Consider the following 12,524-nt stretch of genomic DNA (forward strand, 5'->3'; position numbering starts at 1 on the left):
AGCATTAAACCCTAAATATTAAGGCATATGAAATAGAGCTGACGCTATCTCCACGAAGAGCCGACATGCGCATCTAGGTTCGGCGAATTGAGGAACGGTCATCTTCATGACGAAGAGCATCATGGCAAACTCGGTATTGAACGCGGTAGCGGGTTTGACCCTGCTCGCGACCGGTTTTGCATGTTCGATCATTGCCGCTCGCCTGCTTGGCCCGGAAGCCAACGGCATCATCGCCTTTTCGCTCTGGCTGACGACGACAGGCGCGCTCATTGCCGAACTCGGCGCCGGCGTCACCCTGCTGCGCATCCTGCCGCAACTGAAGGGAAACGGCTATTCGGCGGAGGAACGGCGGGGCTTTGCCGCCTATCTCCTGCAGCCGACGATCCTTGCAACCGTGATCCTGGTCCTCGGCTATGCCGCCTATTACTGGGATGAGGAGCGTTTGCACTGGGCCGGCGACGCGTCGGCCGTCATCGCCATTACCGGCGTCTTCTTCGTTCTGCAATCGCTCGGCGCTTACAGCAAGAACTACCTGATCGGGGAGCAACAGCTCGGCACGTTCCTGCGCATCACGCTGACGAGTTCCGTGCTCCAGCTCATCGGCGTCCTGATCGGCGCAATCTTCTTCGGCGTCAGCGGCGCGCTTGTCGGCTATACGATCGGGCAGCTGCCCATGTTCGTCGCAACGCTCAGGATCGCGATCGCGCGCAAGAACAATTGCGGGGTCGGCCTTTCCGCCCTCATCAGCTCATCGCTCATTCTGTCGATCGAACTCATCAACAGCTCGATCTTCCTCAATCGTATCGAGCTGCTGTTCCTGCAGCGCTACTGGGGCATCGAAGCCGTCGGCTTTTACGCCGTCGGATTGTCGCTCGCCAATCTGGCGCTGCAATTGCCGGTGCAGCTGAGCGGCAGCCTCTTGCCCTATTACTCCGAACAGATGCATGCCCGCGCATCCGACAAACTGCCGGTCGATGTCTTTGCGGGAGTGGCCCGCAGCATCGCCTATATCACCCTGCCGATGAGCTTCGGCCTTGCGGCCATCGCGCCGGAACTCGTGGTCACGGTCTTCGGCGCACCCTTCGCCCCGAGCGGTGGCATGGTGGCGCTGCTGTCGCTGACAGCCGCACCTTATGTCTTCATGCAGATCTGCACGCAGTATCTCTATTCGCTCGATCGCGTACGCGAGCGCACCATCATCGGCGGCATTGCCAGTGTCGTCATGGTCGTCGGCTGCTTTGCTGCAGTACCCTTTTATGGGGGCGAGGGCGCCGCCCTGATCCGATTCCTAGCCTTCACCGTCATGTGTCTTTTGATGGTGCGTCGCATGGAGTTCGAAGGCTCCACGCGGGATATGCTCGTCAACCTGGCGAAGGTGACGATTGCCGCCCTTCTCTGCGCCGCTGCCGCCTATGGTGTCCTGCAGGCGCTGCCCGGTATCGCCGGTCTTGTCGGCGCCGTCATTGCCGGCGCGCTCGCCTATGGCATCGCGCTCAGACTGCTGAAAGCCATACCGACCGAGGACATCGACGTCCTTCAGAAAATTGCCGCACGATTGCCAGCCCGTGCTCACCCAATTGCCGTTCAAGCCTTGGCGTTATTGGCGCCGCGTCGCATGTGAGGAGACTGTCATGGCTGGTTGGGGAGCCGCCGAAAATCCGAGTGAAACGAAAGATGTGAGATCGGCCGCTACGCCGGTGACCTTTGCAGGCACCGTTGGCCTGTTCATGTCCGCTGCAACGCCCCCGGCCGGCACCGCAGTTTTGTTCCTCAGCCCCTGGGGTTTTGAAGAAATGTGCGTCCGCAAGTTCTGGCGCATCCTTGCCGAGGACCTCGCCGATATCGGCATACCGAGCCTGCGCTTCGATTATGCCGGCACCGGCGACGCCCTCGACGTTGTCGATGAGGGCGAAGGCCTCTCGCTCTGGGAACAGACGGCACTTGCGGCCGCTGCCGAACTGAAATCGCTGTCCGGCTGCGAACGGTTGATCCTCGTCAGCCAGGGCCTTGGTGGTACGATCGCAGCCCGGTTGTCGGAACGCCTTGCCGATATCGACGGCATCGCCTTTCTTGCGCCCGTCATTTCCGGCCGCGCCTATCTGCGTGAACTTACCGTCTGGTCGAAGATGATCGACGAGGGCATGGGGCTCGAGGAGGCGCAACGGCAAACGGACGGTGTGACTGTCGCCAGCCTGCGCATGCCTGACACGGTTGCCGACGCGGTCAAGAAACTCAATCTGATGAACCTCGCCAGCCTCGGAACACCGAACTGCCTCGTGCTGACGCGGCCCGGTCGCCCCGGCGATGCGGATTTTGCCCGCCACCTCGAAACACTTGTCCCGCATGTCGAGCAATCGACATATGAAGGCTACGACGATCTGGTCTCCAACCCCACGATTGCCGTGATGCCGGCGGTTTCAGGCAGCAGGGTCGTGGAGTGGGCGCGATCCCTGGCATCCGGCCAAACGCGGCCGATAGCATCAAGCCCCGCCAAAATGGCGAACGCTGCGCCTCTCATCGGGGACGGCTTTCGCGAGACGCCGCTCCGCTTCGGCAAGGGCGGCCGCATCTTCGGCATTCTTTGCGAGCCGGAAGGCGAAAGGAGGGGTGCAACCGCCCTGCTCTTGACCACGGCCTATGACAGACACGCCGGCTGGGGCCGAATGTCGGTCTCGATGGCGCGCTCACTCGCTCATGACGGCATTGCCTCTTTGCGCTTTGACAACGCCAATGTCGGCGACAGCCCGCCGCTGCCCGGCGCCCCGGGACAGGTGCTCTATTCGCGTGAGCAACAGCAGGACGTGACCGAAGCGCTCGATCTTCTGGAAGCCCGCAAGCTGTTGCCCGCCTTTGCGGTGGGACGCTGCAGCGGTGGCTATCTGGCCTTCCATGCCGCCCTGCGCGATGCTCGCTGCGAGGGCCTGGTGACCGTCAACCCCTACAGCTTCACCTGGGATGAAAGCCGCTCGGTCGATGAAGCCTTGCGTTATGCGCCGCGTTCCCTCGAAACCTATGGGCGGAAATTTTTGCAGATGGAAACGCTGAGGCGTCTGTTTGGCGGCCAGATCGATGCCAAAAGCGCGCTGCGCAACCTGGCAACCGTGCTCGGCCGGCGAGCGTTGCGATCAAGCCGCCAGTTGCTCAGCGCCTTCCCTTTCCTTGCCGCCACGCAGGGACCTGTCATCAATGGCTTCCGGACGCTCACCAGACGCAAGGTCGATATATCGCTGCTTTACAGCGCCCACGACATCGGTCTCGATCATCTCCATGAGCAGTTTGGACAGGATGGCGACGGCCTGAAGCACTTCCCCGGCATACGCCTGACCATCATCCCTGAAGCGGACCACAATCTGACGCCGCCCTACGCGCGGAAGGTCTATCTGCACGAGGTGCGGGAAATGGGATTGAGGCTTGGAAAGGCATGAATTCCGGCTGCAACAATGACGTGAAATACTCGCCATATCCGGCACTTGCTGTATAGTCGATCCATGAGGCTCCTGATCGTCGAAGACAACCGCGAACTGGCGTCCTGGCTCGGCAAGGCGCTGCGTCAGGCGCAATATGTCGTCGACATCGCCTATGACGGCGAAGACGCCGAGCACATGCTGAAAGTCGCGGCCTATGCGGTGGTCATCCTCGATCTGTCTCTGCCGAAAATGGACGGTCTGACGCTGCTGAAGCGCCTGCGCCAGGCAGGCAACAAGGTTCCTGTCATCATCCTCACGGCCAACGCCAGCCTTGACGGCCGGGTCGCCGGCCTCGATAGCGGTGCCGACGACTATCTCGCCAAGCCTTTCGAGAACGCCGAGCTGGAAGCCCGCATCCGCGCGGCAGTCCGCCGTGGCCACGACCATGCCGCTCCCGAGATCGCCGTCGGCGACCTGGTCTTCGACGGCGGCACACGGCAATTCTATCTGGCGGGAGAATCCTTGGCGCTGACGCCGCGCGAGCATGCGGTGCTCGAGCATCTCGTCATGAAGGCTGGGACGACGGTGACCAAGACCACGCTCTCGGAAAGCGTCTTCGGCTTTGACGACCTCGCCGACACCAGCGCCATCGAGATCTATGTGCATCGCGTGCGCAAGAAGCTCGAAGGCAGCACCGTGCAGATCGCGACGCTGCGTGGCCTGGGTTATCTCCTTCGCCATGCACAATGACGAGACCTTCCCAACAAGAGGCATTCTGAGCCGCGCCTTGGGCGGGGTGGCAAGCAGCCTTCGGGCACAACTGTTTGCCTGGGTGGTGCTGACGCTGATCGGCGCCATCTGTATCAACCTCTATCTCAGCTATCGCTCGGCCGACGCCACAGCCGATCTTGTCACCGACCGCACGCTGCTCGCCTCGGCCCGCGTCATCGCCGAGGCCACCCATGTCGACGGCAGCGGCACCGTGCAGATCGATATCCCTCCGGCGGCATTGGAAATGTTCGACACCGGCTATGGCGACCGCGTCTTCTATCAGGTGGTCACGGCGTGGGGGAACCTCATCGCCGGTTTTCCCGATCTGCCACGGCCGAAACGGGATTTGAACGGCGAGGACATGACGTTTCGCACCGACGGGGTGCGCGTGCTCATGCTCAGCCATCCCGTGGTCGGTCTCGATCAGGACAGCACGATTTCCGTCACCGTCGCCGTCACCCATAACAGCCAGTATGCGATGCGCCGCAGGCTCTGGCTGTCGGACTTCACCAAGCAGCTCGCACTCGTGTTGCTCGCCGGCCTCGTGACCATCATCGGCCTGCAGCGCGGCCTCGCCCCGGTGCTGCGGTTGCGCGACGCCGTGCGTGAGCGTGGCCGCGAGCGTCTGGATCCATTACAGCCGGATATGGTGCAGAACGAGCTTCGGCCGCTCGTCCATGCCCTCAACGACCATATGGAGCGGGTGCAGAACCAGATGGCGGCACAGCGGCGCTTCGTCTCGAACGCCGCACATCAGCTGCGCACGCCGCTCGCCCTGATTTCGACGCAGGCAAGCGTTGCCGCCCGCGAAACCGACAGCAGCCGGCGCGACGAGGCGCTGACGGCGTTGCGCTCCAGCACGCGGCAGGTGACACGCCTTGCAAGCCAGCTTCTCACCCTCTCCCGCGCCGAGCCCGGCAGTCGCCGACCGCGAAACGATACGATCGAACTCACGGAAACCGCACGTCGGGTCCTGGAAACGCTGGCCGAAGAGGCCCTGCGCCGCAATATCGATCTTGGGTTGGAGGCGGACGAAACGCCGGTTCGTATCGAAGGTGACGGCACCATGCTGCGCGAAATGCTGGTCAACCTTGTCGACAACGCCCTGCGTTATACGCCGCCGGGCGGGCGGGTCACCGTAGGCATCGGACGGGAAGACGATACGGCCCTTCTATGGGTCGAGGACAATGGTCCCGGCATTCCTGAAGCCGAGCGCGCCCAGGTGTTCGAGCGCTTCTATCGCATCATGGGCACCGAGCCGGAGGGCAGCGGCCTGGGACTTGCCATCGTCCGCGAGGTCGTCGACGGCGCCGGTGGTTCGGTGACGCTCGGCGAGCCGGCAGGCGGTGGGCTGCTGGTGAGTGTACGCTTGCCGGCGGTTTGAACGGTGAAGTTAAGCCGCGGTATTTGGTTGTCGAGTGCGGCAACCGCGGAATTGTCCCCTCTCTGCGCCTGCGGGAGAGAGTCGCCGGCTTAAACAAAAAAGGCCGGGCAAGATGCCCGGCCCCTGGCCTTGGGAGGTACCAGAAAGAAACGCTTAGTGCGTGTCGAGGCTCTGCTGCGGACGCCAGCGGGTGATGCGGTTTTCGATGAGCGTCATCACATATTCGGCACCGAGCGTGACGACCATCACGAGGATGATCGCGGCATAGAGGCCGGCCGCGTCATAGGTGCCCTTGGCGATCGAGATCAGGTAGCCGATACCGGCCAGCGATCCGACGAATTCGCCAACGATGGCGCCGATGATGGCGAAGGAGAAGGAGATGTGCAGGCTTGCAAAAATCCAGCTCATTGCCGACGGCAGGATAACGTTGCGGGTCACCTGCCAGTTGGAGGCGCCGAGGATGCGGGCATTGGCGATCATATTGCGGTCGGCTTCGCGAACGCCCTGGAAGGCATTGGCGAATACGACGAAGAACACCATGATGAAAGCCAGCGCCACCTTCGACGGCAGGCCGAGGCCCATGATCATCACGAAGATCGGCGCCAATACGACGCGAGGGATCGAGTTGATCGCCTTGATGTAGATCGACAGGATATCGGAAGCGAGCTTGTTGCGGCCAAGGGCGACGCCGACGAGAACGCCGGTCACCGAACCGATGATGAAGCCGATCAGCGCTTCTTCCATGGTAACGCCGAGGTGGTACCAGAGCGAACCGCTTTCCGTGCCGTCGACAATCCATTCCCATAGGCGCAAGGCGATACCGTACGGGCTCGAATAGAAGAACGGGTCGATCCAGTGCAGGTCCGAGGCGAGCTGCCAGAGGCCGATGATGCCGAGCAGAATGCCGATCTGCCAGGCCACCACGACGTATTTGCGGCGAGCGAGCGCCTTCAGCGCTGCGGCTTCGATTTCCGCATCCGAGGTGCCGGCGCGGAAGATCGGGGCATTGCCTGCTTCGAGAGCTGTGTTTGCCATGATCAATCCTCCTTATGCCGCTTCGGCGGCACGGCGATAGCTGGTTTCGACCTCTTCACGCAGGTCGTCCCAGATCGTCTTGCAATAATCGATGAAGTTCTGCTCGTAGCGGATCTCCGAGACGACGCGCGGGCGCGGCAGGTCGATCGTGTAGACCGATTTCACCGTTGCCGGGCCGGCCGTCAGCACATAGACCTTGTCGGCAAGCGCGACGGCTTCTTCGAGATCGTGCGTCACGAAGACGACCGATGCCTGGCGCTCGGCCCAGAGCTTCAGGAGCTCTTCATGCATGACCGTGCGGGTCTGCACGTCGAGCGCCGAGAAAGGCTCGTCCATCAAGAGGATTTCCGGCTCGTTGATGAAGGTCTGTGCCAGCGAAACGCGCTTGCGCATGCCGCCCGAGAGCTGATGCGGATAGTGATGCAGAAACTTCGAAAGGCCGACGCGGGCGAGCCAGTCCTTGGCCATCTTTTCGGCCTCGGACTTCGACTTGCCACGAAACAGCGGGCCGGCCATGACGTTGTCGATGACGTTCTTCCACGGAAAGAGTGCATCCGTCTGGAAGGCGAAGCCGACGCGCGGATCGATGCCATTGACCGGACCGCCCATCAGGCGAACTTCGCCGGCGCTCGGCTTAGCAAGGCCGGTGACGAGATTGAGCGTCGTCGACTTGCCGCAGCCCGTCGGTCCGACGACGGCAACGAACTCGCCGCGTTCGACGGTCATGTTGAAATCGCGCAGTGCGGTCAGCGACTTTCCGGTCGGCGAGACGAAACGGCGGCTGACATTGATGAGCTCGATCGCCGGGGTACGGCGTTCATCCTGTTGCATGGTGCTGATCCTGACGCGTGCCTTCAGGGCGTGCACGCAAAGCCCGATGAACTGCCGCTTCCGGAACCCGTCTGAAAACTGGCCGGAAGCGGCGTTATGACTGCTTACTTGACGTTCTTGACGAATTCCGTCGTGTAGGTCTTGGACAGGTCGATCGTCTTGCCCTTCACGTTCTTGGAGAACTGCGAGAGCACGGCGAGAACCGTCTTCGGACCGTCTTCCGGCATCACGCCGTCAGCCGTGAACATTTCCTTGCCGGCGTCGAGAGCCTTGATGTAGCCGTCCTTGTCGCCGACGTAGAAGTCCTTCGGCATCTTGTCGGCAATTTCAGCGGCGGAATGCGTGTTGATGAAACGCAGAGTCTTCACGAAAGCGTTCGCAAGCTTCTGCACGTCTTCCTTATGAGCGTCGACCCATGCGGCATCCATGTAGAGCGATGCGGCCGGATAGGTACCGCCGAGTGCTTCCTCGGTGCCCTTCAGCGTACGCAGATCGACGAGGATCTTGGCTTCGCCTGTTTTGAGCAGGCGCGAAATCGTCGGTTCGGTGGTCATGCCGACCTGGATGGCGTCCTGTTGCATGGCGGCGATGAAAGTCTGGCCGGCGCCGACCGGAACGGGCGTGATGTCCGCAGCGGAAAGGCCAGCCTTCGACGCCATGTAGAGCGTCAGGAAGTTTGTGGACGAACCGAGGCCGGTGACGCCGGCGCGCTTGCCCTTGAGGTCGGCGAAGGACTTGATGTCAGGATACTTCGACGAAACCAGCTCGACTTCGCCCGGTGCCTGGCTGAACTGCACGACGGACTTGATGAACTTGCCCTTGGCTTGCAGGTCGACGCAGTGATCGTAGAAGCCGACAACGCCCTGAACGGCGCCAGCGAGCAGCTGGTTTTCAGCGTCGACACCGGCGGATTCGTTGAGAAGCTCGACGTCGAGGCCTTCATCCTTGAAGTAGCCGAGGGATTCGGCGAGCTTGGCCGGCAGATAGATCTGTTTTTCGTAGCCGCCCACCATGATGGAAATCTTGTCGGCCGCATTGGCGGCCGTGGCTGCAAAGGAAGCAGCAGTCATGACGAGGGAAAGGGCTACGGTATGAAAAAAGGTGCGCGATGGACGCATCAATGTCTCCTCCTGTTTTAATTCTTGCGCCACACGACGCTTTGGAAAGGCGCTTCCTCCACGAAGCTCAGCAAACCTAGCGCGGGCAACCTTTCAGTCAGCTTTCAGCGCAAAATCTCAAAGCAAGACGGCGCAATTTTATTTGGCCGCCGGGTATGCGGGTGTTGAACGACGCCAGATCATGACGGACTCCGCCGGTCTTTGTATTTCCGGCACGGCGCCTATCTATATTGAACGATAACCGTTGGGGGACGATCGATGAGAACCGCAGCCATTGCATTGATTGTGATGACGACCCTGAGCGCCGCACCGGCCTCTGCCATATCGCGCTACCAGTCGCTGGGGAAGGACTGCGCGGCCGTCCAGCAGGTGATCGCCGGCGAACGCGCCGTCATTTTGCGCTACCCCTCGCGGGATGGCCGCATCGTACTTTATGACCGCTATGTTTCCGACAGCGATCAGTGCGGCATATCCGGCTATGCGGCGCGCACCTATGTGCCGACGCGCGACAACCCATTGTGCCCGGTTTACAATTGCAAACCGTCCTCGGTCTTCAATCCCCATTGACGTGAATCGTCTTTTCTGCCGTTTATTGGCCAACGGGATGACAAAACATAACGCAAAAAAGACTTTTGGTTGAATTTCACTCTTATTTCACACACATTGTGCGGGCAGATTGACCGCGTGTCTCTTACCACAGAGTTCATGGGTAAGACGGCATCCACTGGGGGCCCCTACTAATAAGGAGATTGCGCAGTGAGTGCAAAAGTACCGAATCCGATTGATGCCTATGTCGGTTCACGCGTGCGCACGCGGCGGCTCATGCTCGGCATGAGCCAGGAACGTCTTGCCGAACAGATCGGCGTGACGTTTCAACAGGTTCAGAAATACGAGAAGGGCACCAATCGTATTGGTGCAAGCCGGCTTCAGGCCATTGCCAGCGTGCTGGCAGTGCAGGTCGCCTTCTTCTTCCAGCAGGACAATTCGCAGCCGCTTAATACCGATGGCTTGGGTGCGATCAATGGTCTTGAGGATCTGTCGGAATTCCTGACGTCCAAGGAAGGTCTGAACCTCAACAAGGCGTTCATGAAAATCAATGACCCGAGCATACGCCAGTCCGTGCTGACGTTGATCAAGTCGTTGGCAAACGCTTCCGAACCGGTCGCAGGCCATGTGCCGCGCGCGGCGGATGCAGCGATAGGCCTTCGCAACTGACGTTTAGCCTGCCGTATCAATAAGGGTCGAGGCGCGCACTATGGTGGAATGTGCTGCCTCGATACTGCCGGGAACCAGCCTGCAAACCGTCTCTGGCCGACAGCCGGCCGGCTTTCTCTCATGAGCATCGTGGATGGCAGATACAAAGCTGCCGTTCGATCTGATGTTGATCAATATTCAGCTTTCCGATGGCGATAATGGTTGCGGATCGTTCCCTTGCCGAATTTTTCGCCAGCCAATCGGACCAGACGGCATCTGAGATTGCCGCATCACTCTATTCGGATCGTGCCTGCCCGGCAGAGGAAACCCTTCGCCGCATTGAGCCGCATCTCCCCACCCACGGCATTACCCGTCTTGCTCGCCTGACTGATCTTGATCGGCTAGGCATTCCCGTGTGGCAGGCGGTCAGCCCGAACGCACGATCGATCGTCATTCACAACGGCAAGGGCATTGCGGATATCGATGCAAAAGTTTCAGCCGCCATGGAGGCGCTGGAGCGGGCCACCGCCGGCATGCCGGCTCTTGACGACCTGACAAGCAACCGGGCACGCCTGATCGCCGACGGGCATCGGGTCGATGCGCTGCCGGCGCTCATAGCCGCGGGCCAGGCCGATATCGCTGATGACGAGAATATTGACTGGGTCGAAACCCACGACCTCATCGCCGGTCACGCCGTATGGGTGCCGCTGGACGCGGTCAAGCTCGATCGCACCGTCAGCAATCCGCGCTTCTGGCAATCATCGGACGGGCTCGCCTCCGGCAACACTGTCATCGAGGCCACGCTGCATGGCCTGCTGGAACGCATCGAACGCGATGCGACCGTGCTTTGGAATGTTTCATCGCTGAAGCAGCGAATGGAAACATGTCTGGATCCCGCGTCATTCGATGATCCGATCGTAACCGAGTTGATGGCGAGGATCGAGAATGCCGGCCTGATGTTGCGCCTGTTCGACATTACCAGCGATATTGATGTTCCGGTTGTGCTGGCCCTGCTCGGTCCAGCCGACATAGGCACCACGAGCCGCTCCTATCGCTATTTCGATGTCACGCTCGGATGCGGCGCGCATCCCTCGCCACTCCGGGCTGCCATCCGCGCCATTACGGAAGCGGCGCAATCGAGGCTGACCTTCATCAGCGGCGGCCGTGACGACATCGATCCCAAAAGTTTCCTGCAGGAATTGCCGAGGGATGTCGGAGCCTGTTTCCAAGCGCACCCCAAACGGACAGTCACGCCACGCGCCGCCTTGCCGTCGGGCGCCGAGGCGCTGCTGCAACTGACAATCGACAGGTTGAAATCCGCGGGCATCGGCTCGGCGATGGCGCTCCGGCTCTCATCCGGCTCGCTGCCGTTTGCCGTTGCCAAGATCCTCGTGCCACAACTCGAAAATCCGGATGGAAGTCGCAAGCGCCCCCTTGGCCACCGGGCCATTTCCCGGTCATTGCAGCTGATTTGATCAGCAAAAAGAAAATGTAGCAGGCGAAAACACAGCCTCGCCCAACGTTTCCGGAATGCCGATTTCACCTCCCTCAAATTGCAATCATAGATGTGCGTCACAATCAAACCTCGTGTCACGCTTTGTGTCACGCGCCAAGCGTTGAAACATCCTGTAGGATTTACTCATGTTTTCGGCTGGACACGGCTCGTCTGGCCAAAGCGAGGGCAACAGAGGGTATAAAATGACGGCAGTACTTCCGATGGGAGCAGCAAACCAGGATTCGGATTCGCTCAAGGAACTGGCATCGATCGCTCGACTCATCACCTATGCGCGCCAGAGCGCAAAAAATCTCAACGCGGAATTCCCCGTATGGTGCCTGGATCTGGCGCTCGGGGCAGTCCTGCAGGAAATGTACGCAAACGGCCTGCAGGCACCTTTGTTCGAAGAGGGCGCGGACACGCCGAACATGGCCGTTGCGCACTGAACTTTAAAAGCGGGGCTCGGGCGGGAGCCTGCAAAATGCCGGCAGGGTGTAACGGCCCTGCCGGCATTATTTTTTTTGAATACCGGGACCAGGCTGGCAGACCTTGCGCGGTTGCACGCCGGCGACGAAGATCGCAATGCATTGGCGCAGATGCCGCAGGCGTGTCTCACGATCGGGCCAGTCGTGCGGATGGCCCGGCTTCGAAATCATGGCCCCGAAAATCATCGTCATCAGCATGCGCGCGGCGCTGGCCAGATCCGCGATTTCGATCAGGCCCCGTTGCTGCTGCAGGCTCAGCCAATCGGCAAGCATGTTCTGCGATTGCTTGGCGCCATAGGTATGCACCAGTGTCGCGACTTCCGGATACTGCTGTGATTCGCTGATCGCGAGGTGAATGAAAGCTTCGCGCTCACGCTCCTGCTCTTCATCCATATCGATCATAAAAATGTGTTCGAGCGCCTCGTCGAGGGGCAGATCTTCCCCCGGAGGTCGCGGAAGCGCCAGCATGGACGCCCGATGCTCGGCAATGATCGCCATGAACAGATCGGTCTTGCCGGGAAACAATCGATAAAGAGTTTGCTTCGAAATGCGGCATCTGGCGGCGACCAGATCCATGGTTGTGCCGCCATATCCCAATTCATAGAATGTCGCGCGCGCCTCACTGACGATCTCCGCTCGGCGATCATCATCGTTTAAGATCTTAGGACGACCACGCGGGCGACGGGCAACAGCCGCATCCACCGCGCCTCCCCTGTCCTTTACTCGCACTTCCATCCTGACCCCAACAGTCGAATGCGATTGACATTTGAAGCAATACAAATATTTTCCGTACGACCTCGTACT

At 60.5% G+C, this 12,524-nt stretch carries 12 protein-coding genes; 8 read left to right on the forward strand and 4 right to left on the reverse strand.

Going from position 1 to position 12,524, the window contains the following annotated elements:
• The first annotated feature begins 106 nt into the window (after positions 1 to 106).
• From HGP17_RS20820 to HGP17_RS20835, 4 genes are all read left to right on the forward strand, one after another.
• Complete coding sequence (locus HGP17_RS20820; protein WP_168812358.1) at positions 107 to 1,621, forward strand: polysaccharide biosynthesis C-terminal domain-containing protein; 1,515 nt, start codon at positions 107 to 109, stop codon at positions 1,619 to 1,621.
• A gap of 10 nt (positions 1,622 to 1,631) precedes the next feature.
• The gene (locus HGP17_RS20825) at positions 1,632 to 3,425 is read left to right on the forward strand and encodes an alpha/beta hydrolase (protein ID WP_168812359.1); all 1,794 of its coding nucleotides are present in this window, start codon (positions 1,632 to 1,634) and stop codon (positions 3,423 to 3,425) included.
• 63 nt (positions 3,426 to 3,488) lie between these two features.
• Complete coding sequence (locus HGP17_RS20830) at positions 3,489 to 4,157, forward strand: response regulator (RefSeq protein WP_168812360.1); 669 nt, start codon at positions 3,489 to 3,491, stop codon at positions 4,155 to 4,157.
• Positions 4,147 to 5,562, forward strand: coding sequence for a sensor histidine kinase (locus HGP17_RS20835; RefSeq protein WP_168812506.1), 1,416 nt, complete (start codon positions 4,147 to 4,149; stop codon positions 5,560 to 5,562). Before HGP17_RS20830 ends, HGP17_RS20835 begins: the two co-directional genes overlap by 11 nt.
• A gap of 153 nt (positions 5,563 to 5,715) precedes the next feature.
• Here the strand turns inward: HGP17_RS20835 and HGP17_RS20840 are convergent, their stop codons facing one another.
• The 3 genes from HGP17_RS20840 to HGP17_RS20850 all read right to left on the reverse strand — a co-directional run bounded on the left by HGP17_RS20840 (position 5,716) and on the right by HGP17_RS20850 (position 8,546).
• Complete coding sequence (locus tag HGP17_RS20840; RefSeq protein WP_168812361.1) at positions 5,716 to 6,597, reverse strand: ABC transporter permease; 882 nt, start codon at positions 6,595 to 6,597, stop codon at positions 5,716 to 5,718.
• 12 nt (positions 6,598 to 6,609) lie between these two features.
• Positions 6,610 to 7,428: an ABC transporter ATP-binding protein gene (locus tag HGP17_RS20845; RefSeq protein WP_168812362.1), complete on the reverse strand. Its 819-nt coding sequence runs from the start codon at positions 7,426 to 7,428 to the stop codon at positions 6,610 to 6,612.
• Between the two features lie 104 nt (positions 7,429 to 7,532).
• Positions 7,533 to 8,546, reverse strand: a complete 1,014-nt coding sequence (locus HGP17_RS20850; protein ID WP_168812363.1) for an ABC transporter substrate-binding protein — start codon at positions 8,544 to 8,546, stop codon at positions 7,533 to 7,535.
• Positions 8,547 to 8,804: 258 nt separating this feature from the next.
• On the opposite strand from HGP17_RS20850, the gene HGP17_RS20855 reads away from it, so the two are divergent.
• The 4 genes from HGP17_RS20855 (at position 8,805) to HGP17_RS20870 (ending at position 11,681) form a co-directional block, all read left to right on the forward strand.
• Complete coding sequence (locus tag HGP17_RS20855; protein WP_168812364.1) at positions 8,805 to 9,113, forward strand: hypothetical protein; 309 nt, start codon at positions 8,805 to 8,807, stop codon at positions 9,111 to 9,113.
• 189 nt (positions 9,114 to 9,302) lie between these two features.
• Positions 9,303 to 9,761, forward strand: a complete 459-nt coding sequence (locus HGP17_RS20860) for a helix-turn-helix transcriptional regulator (RefSeq protein WP_168812365.1) — start codon at positions 9,303 to 9,305, stop codon at positions 9,759 to 9,761.
• A 197-nt stretch (positions 9,762 to 9,958) separates the two neighbouring features.
• Positions 9,959 to 11,215 carry a YcaO-like family protein gene (locus tag HGP17_RS20865; RefSeq protein ID WP_205926059.1) on the forward strand — a complete coding sequence of 419 codons (1,257 nt, stop codon included), beginning with the start codon at positions 9,959 to 9,961 and terminating at the stop codon, positions 11,213 to 11,215.
• Between the two features lie 223 nt (positions 11,216 to 11,438).
• Positions 11,439 to 11,681, forward strand: a complete 243-nt coding sequence (locus HGP17_RS20870; RefSeq protein ID WP_168812367.1) for a hypothetical protein — start codon at positions 11,439 to 11,441, stop codon at positions 11,679 to 11,681.
• 66 nt (positions 11,682 to 11,747) lie between these two features.
• Here HGP17_RS20870 and HGP17_RS20875 read toward each other — a convergent pair whose 3' ends face one another.
• Positions 11,748 to 12,455: a TetR/AcrR family transcriptional regulator gene (locus HGP17_RS20875; protein ID WP_168812368.1), complete on the reverse strand. Its 708-nt coding sequence runs from the start codon at positions 12,453 to 12,455 to the stop codon at positions 11,748 to 11,750.
• Positions 12,456 to 12,524: the final 69 nt, after the last annotated feature.

Origin of the sequence: Rhizobium sp. P38BS-XIX (assembly GCF_012641435.1) — a bacterium.
Lineage (GTDB): Bacteria > Pseudomonadota > Alphaproteobacteria > Rhizobiales > Rhizobiaceae > Rhizobium.